We start from the raw sequence: 16,203 nt of genomic DNA on the forward strand, positions 1-16,203 counted from the left end.
CCGCGGCGTCAGTCGTTGCGCGCCGTCTGCGGACCCGTGATCCGCCGCAGCAGCGGCAGCGTGGAGGCGATGACGGCGAGCGAGACGACGATTCCGGCGAGGGTCAGGCCGTAGTAGCCCGCCCCCGGCGCTCGTATCGAGTGGCCGAACTGCGCTTGCAGGAACAATTGCGCGGTGAGGAAGCCCGTCCCGATGGCGAGCACCGCGACGATCAGCAGCGGCGCGGCGCTCTCCAGGAGCACCACCCGGCGCAGTGTGCTCAGCGGCACTCCGCTCAGTCGCATCAGGGCGAAGGGGCGCTTGCGTTCGTTGAGCCCGCCGGCGACGGCGACCGCCAGGCTGCATCCGGCGATCGGGAAGCTCATCGCGATGACGACGGTGGCCAGTTGCCGGTAACCCGCGATGTCGTCCCACCGCTGCGCGTGGTCCTCGGCGACGGTGTACGGCGGCAGTTCGTCGGGGTACGCCGCGGTGAGGAGCGTGCGGACGCGCTCGATCGCGGCGGTGGAGCCGTCCGTTGTCACCATGATCTCGCTCACCGGCAGGGACTCCAGGCGCTGCGGGCTGATCTTCGCCGCGGGCCAGACGGCGGGCCAGGCCCGGTCCTCCCGCACACCGAGGCGGGAGAAGTCCGGTGGGATCGCGGTGGCCCGGGCTCCCGCCGGGCACCGGTTGTGTGCGGGCATCCGCGCCAGCTCGGCGCAGGAGACCAGGCCCGCCAGGATGGGCCGCTCCCCCTTCGGCGGGTTCGGCTCGGTGGGGTCCGGGGTGCCGAGCGGATTCGTGCGGACCACCATGACGCTGTGGACGCCGGGCACGGACGCCAGCTCCGACCGGGCCGCGGCGGGCAGCGCTGCCGGGGGTTTCCGCGTGGGCCTGTCCTCGAACTGCCGGTCGTAATCGCCTACCACCGAGCTGCCGAGCGCCGTCTTGTCCTCGGGCACTCCGCTCTCCGCGACCACCGAGGTGATGATCCCGACCGCCGTACTGGTGACACAGAGTGCGAGGACGAGACCGCTGACCGCGCGGAACCCGGCTTTCGGGTCGTCCGCGAGACGCCGCCCCGCGACGAGCAGCGCCGGCCGCCGGGTGAACCGGACCAGCAGCCGCGCTCCGGCCATCGTCAGCCACGGGCCCGCGAGGACGACGCCGACCAGGATCAGCAGGATGCCCGGGACGAAGGCGAGTATCTGGCCCGAGCTGTCCTCGGGAACGCGTCCGATGACCCACCACAGCTGCCCGATGCCGAGCGCGGCCGGGATCAGCCGCCAGGCCCGTGGCGGGCGGGGCGTGGTCCTGCGGGTGACGCCGAGCGGCGAGACCCGCACGCGGCGCAGCGCGACCCGTGCGGCGAGCGCCGCGGCCAGCGGCACGCCCACCGCGATGCTCAGCACGTCGACCACGCCGAGCGACATGTCCGCGGTGAAGAACGGGGTGCCGGTGAGATCAGCCCGCGCCACCAGGGGCCGCAGGGCGTACCAGAGGGCGAAGCCCATCGCCGTACCCGCGACGGCGGCGACCGCGGACTCGACGGTGGAGATCAGTGACACCTGGCCCGGTGTCGCGCCGACCAGCCGCATCGCGGCGAAACGCTGCTCGCGGCGTGCGGCGGCGAGGCGGCTCGCCGTGCCGGTCAGGATCAGCACGGGGAAGATCAGCGCCAGGGCGACCACGGAGAGGATGAGCGCCATGCCATCGGCGTTGATACCGGCGGCGACGTCGCAGTTGGGGCCGCTGCAGCTGCTGGGCGATCGGGTCTCGATGGTGGTGACGCGTCGGGCGCCCTCCTTCCCCGCCAGTTCGCCGGGGCGGTGGCCGACCACCACGATCAGCGAGTCGGGCCCCGGCAGCGCGGACCTGCCGATCGTGCCCGCGCGGCGGCCGGGGTAGCGGTCCGCCAGCTCCCCCGCGGGCGTGGCGCGCAGCAGCTCGGCGAGGGCCGGGGAGACGTAGTGCTCGCCGGGGCCCGGGAGGCGCGACAGGCCCGGGGGCACCGGCGCGTTCGGCCCGGTGGCCGCCACGTCGACGCGGCCGATGAGCCCGCCGTCGTAGTGGTCGGCCCGCAGCAGCCACCACAGCGGGTCGGCGCCCGCGGCCTTGGCGCCCCGGCCGGCGGTGAATTCGGCGCCGGTGTTCAGCCAGGCGTTGCGGTCGTTCTGGGTCCGGGTCGCCTCGATGGCGGCGAGCGTGGAGAGCAGCAGGGCGACGCCCACCGCCACCGCGATGGCGATCACGGTCAGCCGCACCAGGGCCTCGCGGCCGCCCGCGACGGTGAGGCGGAGCGCGAGCCGGATCATGAGGCGGCCCAATCGACGGAGAGCGGTGTCACCCTGCCGTCGCGGACGATGACCTCCCGGTCGGCGAACGCGGCGACGCGCGGCTCGTGGGTGACGAGGACGACGGTGGTGTCCTGCTCGCGGGCGGAGCCGACCAGCAGGTCCATCACCTGTTCGCCGGTGAGCGAGTCGAGGGCCCCGGTGGGTTCGTCGGCGAAGAGCACCCGCGGCCTGGCGACCAACGCCCTCGCCAGTGCGACGCGTTGGGCCTGCCCTCCGGACAACTCGCCCGTCCTGCGCCCTTCGAGACCTTCCAGGCCGAGCCGTTCGAACCAGGCGCGGGCCTCGCGCAGCGCGGTGGCCCGACGGCCGCGTGCCAGGAGCAGTGGCAGCGCCACGTTCTCCTCGGCCGTCAACTCCGGCACGAGCTGACCGAATTGGAAGACGAAGCCGAAGCGGTCGCGGCGCAGTGCGCTGCGTTCGGTCTCCCGCAGGGCGTCGATGCGCCGCCCGTCGTAGTGGATCTCACCCTCGTCGGGTACCAGGATTCCCGCGAGGCAGTGCAGCAGCGTCGACTTCCCGGAGCCGCTGGGACCCGTCACCGCGACGATCTCGCCCTGTGCCACGGACAGTTCGGCGCCCCGCAGGGCGGGGGTGCTGCCGAACGAGAGCACCACGTCGCGTGCTTCGACGAGACTCATGACCGCACCTCCGTCGCGAGGACGCCGAGCCGGGCCACGGTCATGTCGATCCAGCGCAGATCGGCTTCGAGGTGGAAGAGGCCGTGGTCGGCCAGCAGCCTGTCGACAAGACCCCCCGTGCGGCGCAGGTCGGTCAGCTCGCGCATCCGCAGCATGTGGGCGGCGCGCTGGGTGTCGAGGTACGCCTGGGCGTCCCGCTCCAGAAGCAGGGCGAGGACGACTTTGGTGAACAGCACGGACTGCAGGTGTTGTTCGGGGGCGACGGGCTCCGTGAGCCAGGCCTCCACCTGCGTGACCCCACTGTCGGTGATCATGTACCGCTTGCGGTCCGGCCCTTCCCCCGGCTCGGACTCGCCGACCGCCACCTTCCCGTCCCGGGCGAGGCGGCGCAGCGTCGAGTAGACCTGGCCGTAGGGCAGTGGCTTGCCGCGGCCGAAGTAGGTGTCGTAGTTCCGCTTGAGGTCATAGCCGTGGCTCGACTCACGTTCGAGGAGCCCCAGTAGCGCCAGAGGAACGGTCATACCTCGGTGTATACGCCGGGTGTATACGCCCGGTCAATACGCCGATAAGCGTGACTGACAGTCGATCAACTACCTGCTCCTGCCGCACAGTTGGGCCCGCCAGACCTCTCGCGCCGTGTACGGCAGCGCGTCGACGAGGCCGGCCGGATCCGCGTCGGTCGGCGCGCTCTCAAGGAAGACCACGTGGTACAGCGCGTAGCCGAGCCAGCTGTCGACCACCGCGCCGGTGTCGAGTCCTGCGGGCAGCTCACCCCGTCCGATATCGCGTCGCAGCAGCACGGCCCCCGGTTCGCTCCAGGCCGCCAGAAGATCCCGCAGTTCCGCACGGCCCGCCTCGCCGCGCTCGACGAGCGCACCGGCCACGACGCCCGGGTCACCGAGCAGCGTCAGGGTGCGGACGAGGTCGCGCGCTACGTGGCCGAGACCACGCGGGCCTACGGCCGGATCGACACCTTCTTCAACAACGCGGCCATCGAGGGCAAGCAGGACCTCACCGAGGAGTTCGGCAGCGACGAGTTCCAGCGCGTCGTCGACATCAACCTCCGGGGCGTCTTCCTCGGCCTCAAGCACGTCCTCACCGCCATGCGCGAGCAGGGTGAAGGCCATCGCGCCGGGCGCGATCATGACGCCCATGGCCGGGGGCTCCCTCCAGCAGCTCGACCCGGTGAACTCTCGACCCGGTGAACTGGGAGGAGGCGGGCCGCCAGTTCGTCAGCACCAACCCGATGAAGCGCTTCGGGCGCCCCTAGGAGGTCGCGAACCTCGTGGCCCTCCTGCTCTCCGACGAGGCGTCCTCATCAACGCCACGGTCGTCCCGATCGACCGCGGCCAGTCCGAGCAGTACCGAGCCCCGCCCCGCGGAACGCCCCGACGACTCAGCGCCGACCGTCCACTTCGGCCGGCGCGTACTGGGCGACGCCCTCGCCGAAGGACCAGTCGATCGACTGGTTCTCGGTGATCGTGACGAGCACATTGCGCGGCTCGGTCCCCGCGTAGGCGTGCGCGAGCTCGGCGATCCGCCGGTACAGCGCCCGCTTCTGTTCGTCGGGCCGCCCGGCCCGCAGGGTGATCCCTACGAACACCACGTCGTCGTCGCGCCGCACCCCGAGGTAGTCGCCGTAGCGGAGGGTGCCGCGCACTCCGTCGTGACTGGTGAGCACCTGGAACAGGTCGTCGCTCGGGAAGCCGAGCGTCTCCCCGAGGGCCTCGTGGACGGCGCGCCCCAGCGCGTGGAGGCGTTCACCGTCCGCCTTCAGGGCGTCGATGCGGACGAGCGGCACGGGCGTACTCCTTTGTAGAGGGCTGGAACGCGGCGAGTCTCGACACCGTTGTCGTACATACTAGTAGTTACAGTTTCTGGCTCCTCAACCCCACCCCGGATGTACCCACGTCACCTGATCGACGTAGGGTCCCCTTTTGTTCACCCGCAGGGTGACATCAGTACCTCGACGACCAGGAGCTCTTCCCGTGCCCGCACCGTCTACTGCCCCGGCGCCCATCTACGACCGACTCGTCGACGAGCACGGTGATGTGCTCGCCGACGCGCGCGAGGCCGCACACAAGGCCGAGCGCACCGCGGAAGGCGTGCTCGACTTCGGGCACGCGGAGGCCCCCGGGGCCCAGCAGGCTCCCCAGCCCCCGCAGCCCTTCCAGGACCAGCCGGACCACCAGGCTCCCCAGCCCACCGGCCCCGACCAGACGCAGGCGCCCCAGGGCCAGCAGCACGCGCCGCAGGCCCCGCACTTCCCGCAGGCCCTTCAGGCCCAGCAGCCCCCCGCCCCCACGCAGGAGGGCTGACCGCGACCGCGGCCGGCCCTCCCGGTCGGTCGGCGGCCGCCCGGTCAGGCGCCGCCCACGTACTGCGCCAGGTGCTCGCCTGTGAGGGTGGAGCGGTCGGCGACGAGGTCGGCGGGCGTTCCCTCGAAGACGATCTTGCCGCCTTCATGTCCCGCGCCGGGGCCCAGATCGATGATCCAGTCGGCGTGTGCCATCACGGCCTGGTGGTGCTCGATGACGATGACCGACTTACCGGACTCCACGAGCCGGTCGAGCAGCCCGAGCAGTTGCTCGACGTCCGCCAGGTGCAGACCCGTGGTCGGCTCGTCCAGGACGTAGACGCCCCCCTTGCCGGCCATGTGCACGGCGAGCTTGAGGCGCTGCCGCTCGCCACCGGAGAGCGTCGTCAGCGGCTGGCCGAGGGTGAGGTAGCCGAGCCCGACGTCCGCGAGCCGCTCCAAGATCTTGTGCGCGCCCGGAGTACGCGCCTCCCCCGCGCCGAAGAACTCCACCGCCTCGGTCACCGGCATCGCGAGCACCTCGCTGATGTCCTTGCCCCCGAAGTGGTAGTCGAGCACCGAGGCCTCGAACCGCTTGCCGTCGCACTCCTCGCAGGTGGCGGCCGCGCTCGCCATGATCCCCAGGTCGGTGTAGACCACGCCCGCGCCGTTACAGGTGGGGCAGGCGCCCTCCGAGTTGGCACTGAACAGCGCGGGCTTCACGCCGTTGGCCTTCGCGAACGCCTTGCGGATCGGCTCGAGCAGCCCCGTGTACGTGGCCGGGTTGCTGCGCCGTGAGCCGCGGATCGGGGTCTGGTCGACCGCCACCACGCCGTCTTCGGCGGGGATGGAGCCGTGCACGAGCGAGCTCTTGCCGGAACCCGCGACGCCGGTGATCACCGTGAGCACCCCGAGCGGGATGTCGACGTCGACGTCCTTGAGGTTGTGCGCGTTCGCCCCGCGGATCGCGAGCTTGCCGGTGGGCTCGCGCACGGTGTCCTTGACCGCGGCCCGGTCGTCGAGGTGGCGGCCGGTGATGGTGTCGCTGGCGCGCAGCTCCTCGACGGTGCCCTCGAAGCAGACGCTGCCGCCGCCCGTGCCGGCGCCGGGGCCGAGGTCCACGACGTGGTCGGCGATGGCGATGGCCTCCGGCTTGTGCTCCACGACCAGCACGGTGTTGCCCTTGTCGCGCAGCCTCAGGAGCAGGTTGTTCATCCGCTGGATGTCGTGCGGGTGCAGGCCGATGGTGGGTTCGTCGAAGACGTAGGTGACGTCGGTGAGCGAGGAGCCGAGGTGGCGGATCATCTTGACGCGCTGTGCCTCGCCGCCGGAGAGCGTGCCCGCCGCCCGGTCGAGCGAGAGATAGCCTAGGCCGATCTCCTCGAACGACTCCAGGGTGTGCCGCAGCTTGGCGAGCAGCGGGGCGACCGAGGGCTCCTTGAGGGCGCGCACCCACTCCGCCAGGTCCCTGATCTCCATCGCGCACAGGTCGGCGATGCTCTTGCGCTTGATCTTCGAGGATCGGGCCAGCTCGCTGAGCCGGGAGCCCTCGCAGTCGGGGCAGGTCTGGAAGGTGACCGCCCGGTCCACGAAGGCCCGGATGTGCGGCTGCATCGACTCCCGGTCCTTGGACAGGAAGGTCTTCTGGAGCTTCGGGATCAGGCCCTCGTAGGTGAGATTGGCGCCACTGATCTTGACCTTGGTGGGCTCGCGGTAGAGGAAGTCGTGCCGCTCCTTCTTGGTGTACTTGCGGATCGGCTTGTCCGGGTCGAAGAAGCCCGAGTCCCTGATGACCCGCACCACCCAGCCGTCCCCGGTGTACGTGGGGATGGAGAACGGGTCCTCGTTCAGCGACAAGGAGTCGTCGAAGAGCTGGGCCAGGTCGATGTCCGAGACCGTGCCCCGGCCCTCGCAGTGGGTGCACATGCCGCCGGTGCGGCTGAAGGACACCTTCTCGGTCCTGCTCTTGTCCGCGCCCCGGTCGACCGTGAATCCGCCCTGTGCCGAGACCGACGCGACGTTGAAGGAGTAGGCGCCGGGCCCCCCGATCTGCGGCTTGGCGAGCCGGCTGTAGAGGATGCGCAGCATCGCGCTGGCATCCGTGGCGGTGCCGACCGTGGAGCGCGGGTCGGAGCCCATCCGCTGCTGGTCGACGGTGATCGCGGTGGTCAGGCCGTCCAGCACGTCGACCTCGGGCCGCGCGAGCGTCGGCATGAAGCCCTGGAGGAAGGCGCTGTACGTCTCGTTGATCATCCGCTGTGACTCGGCGGCGATCGTGTCGAACACCAGCGAGCTCTTGCCCGACCCGGAGACCCCGGTGAACACCGTCAGGCGCCGCTTGGGCAGTTCGATGCTGATGTCCTTGAGATTGTTCTCCCGCGCGCCGTGCACGCGGATCAGGTCGTGACTGTCCGCGGGGTGCGACGGTGCCGACGGTGTCCCCGTCCTCGCGACCTTGCTCATCATGTCTCCATCGTCCGGGGCCGCCTGGGAGTGCTCGGCGTCGCCTGTCTCGAATCGGTGTGTTCGATTGTCGCCGTCCGCGCGGCCCCCGCCACCGCAATCGGTGAACACGCCGGGATGGCCTGCCGACGGCTCTGCCGTCCTTCTGTGAGGCTATCGAGCACCACTGACAACCCGGTGTTGCACGACTCTCCCCTGGTCACGACCCTGTGCACACCTATTGACTCAAATTCAAACTCGTCGGTAGCTTCAACTACCAGCGCGCTGAACCCCCTTGCCTCAAACGGAACTTGGTCACGCCCCGACCCCGTTCCGCAGATTCCGAAGGCCTCGAAGGAGTATCAGATGGCGATCCGCGCGTTCAGCGGCAGACTCACCGCCCTTGCGGCCACGACCGGCGCCGCCCTCGTCACCCTCACCGCGCCGGCCCACGCGGCCCCCGAGCCCCTCTCCTACGTCGCCCTGGGCGACAGCTACAGCGCCGCTTCCGGCGTGCTCCCGCTCGACCCGAAGGCCAGTCCGCTGTGCGCCCGCTCCACCGCCAACTACCCGCACGTCATCGCCAAGCGCACCGGCGCCACGCTCAAGGACGTCACGTGCGGCGCCGCGCAGACGAAGGACTTCGCCGGTTCCCAGTACCCGGGCGTGGCACCACAGCTCGACGCGCTCGGCCAGGACACCGACCTGGTGACCCTGACCATCGGCGGCAACGACAACAGCACCTTCATCAACACGATCCTGTCCTGCGCCACCGCCGGGCTCGCCTCCGCGGGCCAGGGCCACCCGTGCAAGTCCCTGCACGGCGACAAGTTCAGCAACGACATCGACACCAAGACGTACCCGGCGGTGAAGTCCGCGCTCCAAGCGGTCAAGAACAAGGCGCCGAACGCGAAGGTCGCCGTCCTCGGCTATCCGTGGATCATGCCGGCGACCGCGCAGAAGGGCTGCTTCGTGAAGATGCCGATCGCCTCCGGCGACGTGCCGTACGTGCGCGACATCCAGACCCACCTCAACGGCGCGGTGCAGCGCGCGGCGAGCGAGACCGGCGCGACCTATGTGGACTTCTCCCAGTCCTCGGAGGGCCACGACGCCTGCAAGCCGATCGGCACCCGCTGGGTCGAACCGGCACTCTTCGGCACCAACTTCGTCCCCGTGCACCCGAACGCGCTGGGCGAGTCGGCGATGGCCGACGCCACGATGGGCGCGCTCGGGATGCACTGAACCCCGGGCCACACCCCGGGCCGCGGAGCCGGCTTCATATGAAGGCGATCTCCGGGTACTTCGGCGACGGCGCGTCCAGGAGCGCGCCGCGCCCGCCGCGCAGCCATCGGTCGAAGAAGGCCGCGAGATACGACCGTTGAGCCGCGACCGCCCGGTGGGTGGGCACCGTGCCCACCCACTGCGTCAGTGTCTCGCGCGGCAGGTCGAGGCGGGCCGCGATCTGCGGCAGCAGGGTCGTCGCGTCCGTGTACGTGGCGTGCCGGGAGCCGCGCAGGGTCAGGTCGCGTCGCCATCCGGAGCTGTGCCGCCACAGCTCCCGCCAGGAGGGGACGCTCGTCCGGTCGTTTCCCTCGCTGCCCATCAGAAGCACCGGCCGGTCCACGCCCTCGGCCGCGACGGTGGACAGGCCGCCCTCGTCATGGTCGTCCTGGACGTACGCGAGCACGCCGTCGAGGTTCGCGGCCGCGGCCAGCCGCTCGTCGTCGTGCAGGGCCTGCAACGCGGCGAAGCCGCCCGCGGACTGCCCGAACATGCCGACCGGCGCCCTGCGCAGCCGGTGTGTGTCGAAGGCCCGCTGCACCACGTCGAGGACGAAGCGGGCATCGGCGACGCGTACGGCCGCCGTCTTCTTCAAAAGCGCGGACACCGCGGCCGGACCGGACCCCTGCGCCTTCTCGAACTCCTGCGGGAGCCGCGAGACGGCCACGCGCCCATCGGGGAATTCCACGGCCGACACGTCGTAGGGGTGGTCGATGGCGATCACCACATAGCCGCGCGACGCCAGGTCGTCCGTGAGTGTCGTGCCCAGGGAGCGCGGGTCCACGACCCCCGGCGAGTACAGCACCACGGGGTGCGCCTCGCGACGGTCGAGGGGCGCCGCGGTGTGGGCGAACGTGCGCGTGGCCGCCCAGTCGACGCGGCCGGCGGGCAGCCCCGCGAAGTTGTTGAGCCGGTCGAAGCCCGCCGCCTCCCCACTCGTCATCTGCGGCGCCCGCCCGTGTCCGGCCACCGTGCGCGCCGGGTAGCGCACATCCACCATCAACTCCCGCGCGGGAGCCGCCGTCCACGGGTCGCGGCGGGAGCGGTCCACCAGGCGCAGCGCCACCCTGCCCACCGGGTGCGGGCCACTGGGAGCCGGTAACCGCAGCCGCACCCGCTGCGGCGCGGCTGCCACCGCCGGCACCGCGCCCATCGTCAACAGCGCCGCGCCGGCCGCGAGTACGCCCCGCCGGGTCGGCCTGCCCATCGAATTCCTGCCGAGATCGTCCATGGCTCAAGATTCGCGGGCCGACGCCCGGCGCACCATCCGGCTGCCCTCCACTTGTCGTTGGGGGAAATCCCCCAGAAGTCACCATGTGACCAGGTCGGGGGCCGTCCACCTGTCGATACTCGTGTCAAGGGCGCGCCCACCTCCTCGTATGCTCGGGAGCGACGCCGACGGACCGATCTTGGAGTGAGCACTGGTGGCGCGACGGCCGCGGGACACCTGGGACCGCTTCATCGCATCCGATCCTGGGCTGCTGCGCCTGATGGCCGGGCTGCGGATCGTCGCGGCCATCGGCCTGACGCTCGCCGTGCTCGCGCTCCTCGGCACGGACGTGACACACATGGTCGCGGGCGCGATGGCGGCGATGGTGAGCACGTTCGCGATCCGTGAGAAGAACCTGCGAGGGCAGGCGATCACACTCGCGTGGGGATTCCCGGTGGCGCTCGCCGCTGTGATCCTCGGCGCGCTGCTGCACAGCAGGGTCGTCGCCGGTGATCTCTTCTTCATCGCGCTGATCTTCGGCGCGGTCTACTTCCGCCGGTTCGGCGACCGGGGCACGGCCCTTGGCCTCATGGGTTTCCAGGTCTACTTCGTGTCGCTGTTCGTGAACGCGACCCCCGATCAACTGCCGGTTCTCGCGGGCACGTTGGCGGTGGCGTTCGTGTGCAGCGCGGTGGCCCGCTTCGCGCTGGTGCCGGAGACGCCGCAGCGCGTGCTCGATCGGCTGCGCGGGGCGTTCAGGGCGCGGCTCGCTCAGCTGGTGACCGCGCAGACGAGGCTTCTCGACGCCGCGCCGGAGGATCTGGACGACGTACTGAACGATCTGCGGCACCACACCTCGCGGTTGCACGAGACGGCGCTGATGATCCAGGGACGGCTGGAGGACGGGACCAGCGACGCGGCGACCGCCTCGCTGATCCAGCGCCGTGTGGCCGACGCGGAGATCTCCGCCGAGCGCCTCGGCATGCTGCTGTTGAACGCGCGCAGTTCCGAACGTGCCGACACCCTGACGCTGCACCTCCCGCACGCGCCCGCGCCCGCGATGGGCAAGCTGCTGCGGCAGGAGGACGAGGCCACCGCCACCCTCCGCCGTGATCTGGGCGCCCTGCACCTGATGGTGACGCGCCCCGCCGACGCCAACCGGGGCACGGCCGTCTCCCAGATCCGCAACCGTCTGCTCGGCTACCGAGACGAGGAGCGGATGCCTCCGGGTGCCACGCTCGCCGTGCAGGACGTGTTCCGCGGTATCGGTGAGGCGGCCCGCGCGGTGATGGGTCTGCGGATCGCGCTCGACGGCCCGCAGGACGAGTCCGACGACTCCCCCGCCACGACGCGTTCGCGTGAGGAGCTGGAGGCGGAGGACATGTCCATCACCGGCACCGTCGCCCTGACCAGCACGGAGAAGGGGTCCGAAGAGGGGGGAGCGGAGGAAGAGGCCGACCGCTCGGGCCTCGACAGGCCCACCACCCGCGCCGCCTTCCAGGTCGCCGTCGGCTCCGGCCTCGCGATCGTCGGCGGCGAGTTCCTCTCCAGTCAGCGTTGGTACTGGGCGGTCCTGACCTGCTGGGTCGTCTTCCTCAACACCGCGTCCACGGGCGAGATCGTCATCAAGGGCTATCGCCGTGTCCTCGGCACCGTGCTCGGTGTGCTCGCCGGGGTGCTGCTCGCGGGGGCGGTCGGCAATCACACGTGGCTGGCGTTCGTCCTGGTGCTGCTCTGCGTGTTCGCCGCGTTCTTCACCGCCCCGCTGTCGTACGCGCTGATGTCGTTCTTCGTGACGGCGATGCTGGGCCTGCTGTACACACTTCTGAACACCTACAGCTTCGACGTGCTGGTGCTGCGCATCGAGGAGACCGCGCTCGGTGCGGCGTGCGGCATCATCGCGGCGGTGCTGGTGCTTCCGGTGCGTACCGACCGGCGCACCGACGAGCTGCTCGCCACCGTGCTCGAGCGGCTGGGCGATGTCGTGGCGGGCGCGGTGGAGCAGCTCAGCGGCGGCCCGGCCGCGGATCTGCTCGACCGGGCGCGGGACCTGGACACCGCGCTGGACGACCTGCGCGCGTCCACCAAGCCGCTGACCCACGCGATCGCCCCGCAGCGCGAGCGGCGGCAGACCGTGCGCTATCTGGTGGCGCTCCTGGAGACGTCGGCGTACCACGCGCGTTCCCTGGCGGCGACCGCCGAGCTCGTCCCGTACAGCAAGCATGTGGCGGCCGATCCGCGGCTCGGCAGGGCGGCGCGGCGCATCGCGCACAACATCGACGTGCTGCTCGCTCAGGTCAATGACGAGGACACGACGGGAACCGTCGAGTCCGGTGCGAGCATCGCGGCGATGCTGGAGACGGACGGCCTGGGGGTGCCGGCCGCGAACACCGTGACGTTCCGTGTGCTGCGTCACCTTCAGCGGCTCGACGAGGGGATCTCCGGTCTGGCCCGGCCGCTCGGCGTGTCCGTGGGACAGCGCACATAGCCGGGGTCTGCCTTCGGACCCGCTCCGACCTGGGGATACGATCTCCGGATCCCCTCACAACCCGATGCCGCGCCGACGCATGACTGGAGCCACCTCGTGAGTGCCCACGCACCCGATCCCCACTCCTTGCTCCCGCTGAGCCGAATTCCGCGTACGGGGCTGCCGCCGCGCGCCGTCGTCGTGGGCGATCCGGAGCGCGCAGCGGCCGTCGCCGCGCTGCTCGACGACGCCGTGGAGGTGTCGTACAACCGCGAGTACCGCACGTTCAGCGGGACGTGGCGCGGGATGCCGGTCGTCGTCGCCTCGCACGGCGTCGGCGGGCCCGGCGCGATCCTGTTGTTCCAGGAGCTGGCGGACGCGGGTGTGAAGACGTTCGTACGGTTCGGTACGGCGGGTGCGATGCGGCCCGGGATCGGCGACGGCGACCTGGTCGTCGCGGAGGCCGCGGTGCGCGACGACGGCGTGACCGGCCAGCTGGTGCCCGCCGAGTACCCGGCGGTGTCCACTCCGGAGGCCGTGCTCGCCCTGACGCGGGCGGCACGGGAGGCGGGGGCGCCGCACCACCGGGGAATCGTGTGGACGCGGGCGGCGTTCCAACCAGGGCTCATCCCGCTGAACCAGTACGACGGGGCGGGCCTCGCGGCGATCGAGATGGAGGTGTCCGCGCTGTTCGTCACTGCGTCACTGCGCGGCCTCGTCGCGGGTGCCGTGCTCGTCGTCGACGGGGTGAACGCGGACAACCTGGTGGACCACGAGAGCACCGGCGGCTACGACCCGCACCGCGAGGTCGTAGCGGAGGGCGTCGCGCGCGGCAGCGTCGTGGCCCTGGAGGCGCTTCGCATACTTACGGAGGAGCAACTGTGACCGAGTCCGTCGATCTGCTGGTGCACGGCGGCACCGTCCTCACCGTCGACGACGCGTCGACGGTGCTCACCGACGGCGCGGTCGCCGTGCGCGGCGGCGAGATCGTGGCGGTCGGCCCCGCCGACGAGCTGCGCGCGAGCCACACCGCCACCGACACCCTCGACGCGTCCGGCGGCCTCGTCCTCCCCGGCCTGATCAACACGCACACGCACCTCGCGATGACGCTGCTGCGCGGCGCCGCGGACGACGTGACGCTCCAGGAGTTCCTGGGCCGTGTCATCCCCGCGGAGGCGCGCCTCCTCGACCCCGGTACCGTCGCCTCCGCCGTCCGCGTGGCCGTCGCGGAGAGCCTGCGCGCCGGGGTGACCTCCGCGCTCGACATGTACTGGTTCCACGAGGCCGCCGAGGAGGCCGCGCGCGCGGCGGGCTGGCGGCTGCACACCGGGCCGCTGTTCATGGACGTCCCCGAGCCGCCGGACGGGCGGCCGTACAAGGAGCGTCTGGAGTGGGCGCGCCAGGACCTGGCAGCGCGCCCCGCGGGCACCCGCCCGGTCCTGTTCGCGCACTCGACGTACACCCTCTCCCCCGAGCAGCTCGTCGAGTGCTTCGCGCTGGCCCGTGAGTTCGGTGCGCTCATCCACCTGCACGTGGCGGAGAACGCCGCGGAGGTCGCGAGCGTCGAGGTGGCGCACGGCAGGCGGCCCGTGGAACTCCTCGAACATCTCGGTCTGTTGGGCCCCGACGTGGTGCTCGCGCACGCCGTGGACCTGACCGGCGGCGAGATCGCGGCGATCGCCCGTGCGGGCGCATCGGTCGCCCACTGTCCGGTGTCGAACCTGAAGCTGGGCTGCGGCATCGCGCCGGTGCCGCGGCTGCTGAGCGCGGGTGTCACCGTCGGTCTCGGTACGGACGGCGCCGTCAGCTCGAACACGCTCGATGTGCTTGCCGCCGTGCGGCAGGCGGCGCTCGTGCACAAGGCCGACGGCGATCCGACGGCGGTGAACGCCGAGCAGGCCGTGCGCATGGCGACCATCGAGGGCGCCCGCGCCCTGGGCCTCGGCGCCGAGCTCGGCTCCCTGGAGGCGGGCAAGCGCGCCGACCTGATCGTCCTCGACGTGAACCGGCCGCATCTCACGCCCCGCCACGACCCGTACGCGATGCTCGCCTATGCCGCGCAGGCCTCCGACGTGCGGGACACTGTCGTCGATGGCAGGGTCCTTATGCGGGGCCGTACGCTCACGACTCTCGACGAGGGCGCGGTCCTCGCCGATCTGGAGGCCCTCGCATGACCGGCCACCCCACCCGAGGCTTCGTCGGCCGCCCCCGCGTCCACAACCCCGGCCTGCCGCCCGGCCAGTACGACGCGGGCGACGACTGGCCGGTGCTGTCCGCCGAGGTGACGCCCCAACTCGACCGCGAGGACTGGACGTTCACGATCGACGGCCTGGTCGCCGAGGATCGCACCTGGACGTGGGACGAGGCGCAGGCGCTGCCCCCGGCCGCGTACAGCGGGGACATCCACTGCGTGACGACCTGGTCGAAGTTCGGGGTGCGCTTCGGTGGTGTCTCGCTCGACACCTTCCTCGACTCCGTGCGCCCCTCCCCCGAGGCGACACACATCATGGCGTACTCGCACACCGGGTACTCGGCGAATCTGCCGCTCGCCGATGTGACGGGCGGCAAGGCGTGGCTCGCGTTCACCTACGAGGACGAGCCGCTGCCGACCGAACACGGCGGCCCCGCCCGCCTGTTGGTGCCGCACCTCTACTTCTGGAAGAGCGTGAAATGGGTCGCGGGCCTTCGGCTCCTCGGTCACGACGAGCCCGGTTTCTGGGAGCAGAACGGGTACCACGCGCGGGGCAACCCCTGGGAAGAACAGCGATACGCAGGTGACTGAGACCGTGCCGCAGACGACCACCTTCACGCCGCCGACCCGGTTCGCCGTGCCCGGCCGCATCGCCGCGGGCCAGGGCGCCGCGCTCTGGCAGCGTGCCGTCATCACCGAGATCCGCCGCGAGACGGCGAACGCGTCGACGTTCCGCTTCGCGGTGCCCGGCTGGCAGGGGCATCTGCCGGGCCAGCATCTGATGCTGCGGCTGACAGCCGAGGACGGTTACGCGGCCCAGCGCCACTACTCGCTGGCGTCGGCGCCCGACGACTCGGGGCACATCGAGCTGACCCTCGACCACGTCGTGGACGGCGAGGTCTCCGGCTTTCTGCACACCGGGGCGCGGGTCGGCGACGAGGTGGAGATGCGCGGCCCGCTCAGCGGCTTCTTCGCGTGGCCGGGCGACCGGCCGGCGCTGCTGCTCGGCGCGGGGTCGGGTGTCGTGCCGCTGATGTCGATGATCCGTCACCACCGGCAGCGACAACTGGCCGTCCCGCTGCGCCTGTTCGTGTCGGCACGCACGCGTGCGGACCTGATCTACGCCGATGAGTACGGGGCCGAGACGACACCGGTGCTCACCCGTGAGGGCGAGCACCGGCGACTGGCCGCGGACCATCTGGCGCCGTGCTTCACCGAAGGTGCGCCCGAGTGGGAGGCGTACGTGTGCGGCTCCAACTCCTTTGCCGAGCACGCCTCGCAGCTGTTGGTCGGCCTCGGTCAGCCGGTGGACCGGATCCGCATCGAGCGCTTCGGGTGA

Annotated in this window: 15 protein-coding genes; 8 read left to right on the forward strand and 7 right to left on the reverse strand. The window is 71.4% G+C overall.

All coding sequences use genetic code 11. The features are described from left to right. Positions 1 to 8: 8 nt before the first annotated feature. The 4 genes from ACFYWS_RS16580 to ACFYWS_RS16595 form a co-directional block, all read right to left on the reverse strand. Positions 9 to 2,297 (reverse strand): FtsX-like permease family protein, encoded by a 2,289-nt coding sequence (locus ACFYWS_RS16580; RefSeq protein ID WP_389276084.1) that lies wholly within the window; start codon positions 2,295 to 2,297, stop codon positions 9 to 11. Continuing rightward, entirely contained in the window at positions 2,294 to 2,977 is a 684-nt protein-coding gene (locus tag ACFYWS_RS16585) for an ABC transporter ATP-binding protein (protein WP_389276087.1), read from the reverse strand. The genes ACFYWS_RS16580 and ACFYWS_RS16585 overlap by 4 nt, the downstream gene beginning before the upstream one ends. Further along, a complete protein-coding gene (locus ACFYWS_RS16590; RefSeq protein WP_389276090.1) occupies positions 2,974 to 3,498 on the reverse strand; it encodes a PadR family transcriptional regulator in 525 nt (174 codons plus the stop codon). Before ACFYWS_RS16590 ends, ACFYWS_RS16585 begins: the two co-directional genes overlap by 4 nt. Before the next feature lie 69 nt (positions 3,499 to 3,567). After that, complete coding sequence (locus tag ACFYWS_RS16595) at positions 3,568 to 3,861, reverse strand: TetR-like C-terminal domain-containing protein (protein ID WP_389277354.1); 294 nt, start codon at positions 3,859 to 3,861, stop codon at positions 3,568 to 3,570. Between ACFYWS_RS16595 and ACFYWS_RS16600 the strand changes: the two genes are divergently transcribed. Then, entirely contained in the window at positions 3,808 to 4,182 is a 375-nt protein-coding gene (locus ACFYWS_RS16600) for an SDR family NAD(P)-dependent oxidoreductase (protein WP_389277357.1), read from the forward strand. The genes ACFYWS_RS16595 and ACFYWS_RS16600 overlap by 54 nt on opposite strands. Before the next feature lie 191 nt (positions 4,183 to 4,373). Here the strand turns inward: ACFYWS_RS16600 and ACFYWS_RS16605 are convergent, their stop codons facing one another. Continuing rightward, positions 4,374 to 4,778 carry a tautomerase family protein gene (locus tag ACFYWS_RS16605; protein WP_389276093.1) on the reverse strand — a complete coding sequence of 135 codons (405 nt, stop codon included), beginning with the start codon at positions 4,776 to 4,778 and terminating at the stop codon, positions 4,374 to 4,376. 187 nt (positions 4,779 to 4,965) lie between these two features. Here ACFYWS_RS16605 and ACFYWS_RS16610 point away from each other — a divergent pair, with 187 nt between their 5' ends. Continuing rightward, entirely contained in the window at positions 4,966 to 5,295 is a 330-nt protein-coding gene (locus ACFYWS_RS16610; RefSeq protein ID WP_389276095.1) for a hypothetical protein, read from the forward strand. A gap of 44 nt (positions 5,296 to 5,339) precedes the next feature. Here the strand turns inward: ACFYWS_RS16610 and ACFYWS_RS16615 are convergent, their stop codons facing one another. Further along, the gene (locus tag ACFYWS_RS16615; RefSeq protein ID WP_389276098.1) at positions 5,340 to 7,736 is read right to left on the reverse strand and encodes an ATP-binding cassette domain-containing protein; all 2,397 of its coding nucleotides are present in this window, start codon (positions 7,734 to 7,736) and stop codon (positions 5,340 to 5,342) included. Between the two features lie 345 nt (positions 7,737 to 8,081). On the opposite strand from ACFYWS_RS16615, the gene ACFYWS_RS16620 reads away from it, so the two are divergent. After that, a complete protein-coding gene (locus ACFYWS_RS16620) occupies positions 8,082 to 8,957 on the forward strand; it encodes an SGNH/GDSL hydrolase family protein (protein WP_389276101.1) in 876 nt (291 codons plus the stop codon). Positions 8,958 to 8,991: 34 nt separating this feature from the next. Here the strand turns inward: ACFYWS_RS16620 and ACFYWS_RS16625 are convergent, their stop codons facing one another. After that, the gene (locus tag ACFYWS_RS16625) at positions 8,992 to 10,227 is read right to left on the reverse strand and encodes a hydrolase (RefSeq protein WP_389276104.1); all 1,236 of its coding nucleotides are present in this window, start codon (positions 10,225 to 10,227) and stop codon (positions 8,992 to 8,994) included. Positions 10,228 to 10,486: 259 nt separating this feature from the next. Between ACFYWS_RS16625 and ACFYWS_RS16630 the strand changes: the two genes are divergently transcribed. From ACFYWS_RS16630 to ACFYWS_RS16650, 5 genes are all read left to right on the forward strand, one after another. Next, the gene (locus ACFYWS_RS16630; protein WP_389277360.1) at positions 10,487 to 12,694 is read left to right on the forward strand and encodes an FUSC family protein; all 2,208 of its coding nucleotides are present in this window, start codon (positions 10,487 to 10,489) and stop codon (positions 12,692 to 12,694) included. A 96-nt stretch (positions 12,695 to 12,790) separates the two neighbouring features. Then, positions 12,791 to 13,558, forward strand: a complete 768-nt coding sequence (locus tag ACFYWS_RS16635; RefSeq protein ID WP_389276107.1) for a nucleoside phosphorylase — start codon at positions 12,791 to 12,793, stop codon at positions 13,556 to 13,558. Next, positions 13,555 to 14,847, forward strand: coding sequence for an amidohydrolase (locus tag ACFYWS_RS16640; protein WP_389276110.1), 1,293 nt, complete (start codon positions 13,555 to 13,557; stop codon positions 14,845 to 14,847). Before ACFYWS_RS16635 ends, ACFYWS_RS16640 begins: the two co-directional genes overlap by 4 nt. Next, positions 14,844 to 15,455: a sulfite oxidase-like oxidoreductase gene (locus ACFYWS_RS16645; RefSeq protein WP_389276113.1), complete on the forward strand. Its 612-nt coding sequence runs from the start codon at positions 14,844 to 14,846 to the stop codon at positions 15,453 to 15,455. The genes ACFYWS_RS16640 and ACFYWS_RS16645 overlap by 4 nt, the downstream gene beginning before the upstream one ends. Then, positions 15,448 to 16,203 (forward strand): ferredoxin reductase, encoded by a 756-nt coding sequence (locus ACFYWS_RS16650; protein ID WP_389276116.1) that lies wholly within the window; start codon positions 15,448 to 15,450, stop codon positions 16,201 to 16,203. The genes ACFYWS_RS16645 and ACFYWS_RS16650 overlap by 8 nt, the downstream gene beginning before the upstream one ends.

Origin of the sequence: Streptomyces sp. NPDC002795, assembly GCF_042888725.1 — a bacterium.
In the GTDB taxonomy this organism is placed as follows: Bacteria; Actinomycetota; Actinomycetes; order Streptomycetales; family Streptomycetaceae; genus Streptomyces.

Excerpts from the sequence above, each read along its gene's own strand:
- ACFYWS_RS16585 (WP_389276087.1), bottom strand. The coding sequence starts at position 2,977 with ATGAGTCTCGTCGAAGCACGCGACGTGGTGCTCTCGTTCGGCAGCACC.
- ACFYWS_RS16645 (WP_389276113.1), top strand. The coding sequence starts at position 14,844 with ATGACCGGCCACCCCACCCGAGGCTTCGTCGGCCGCCCCCGCGTCCAC.
- ACFYWS_RS16630 (WP_389277360.1), top strand. The coding sequence starts at position 10,487 with ATGGCCGGGCTGCGGATCGTCGCGGCCATCGGCCTGACGCTCGCCGTG.
- ACFYWS_RS16580 (WP_389276084.1), bottom strand. The coding sequence starts at position 2,297 with ATGATCCGGCTCGCGCTCCGCCTCACCGTCGCGGGCGGCCGCGAGGCC.
- ACFYWS_RS16625 (WP_389276104.1), bottom strand. The coding sequence starts at position 10,227 with ATGGACGATCTCGGCAGGAATTCGATGGGCAGGCCGACCCGGCGGGGC.
- ACFYWS_RS16590 (WP_389276090.1), bottom strand. The coding sequence starts at position 3,498 with ATGACCGTTCCTCTGGCGCTACTGGGGCTCCTCGAACGTGAGTCGAGC.
- ACFYWS_RS16620 (WP_389276101.1), top strand. The coding sequence starts at position 8,082 with ATGGCGATCCGCGCGTTCAGCGGCAGACTCACCGCCCTTGCGGCCACG.
- ACFYWS_RS16615 (WP_389276098.1), bottom strand. The coding sequence starts at position 7,736 with ATGAGCAAGGTCGCGAGGACGGGGACACCGTCGGCACCGTCGCACCCC.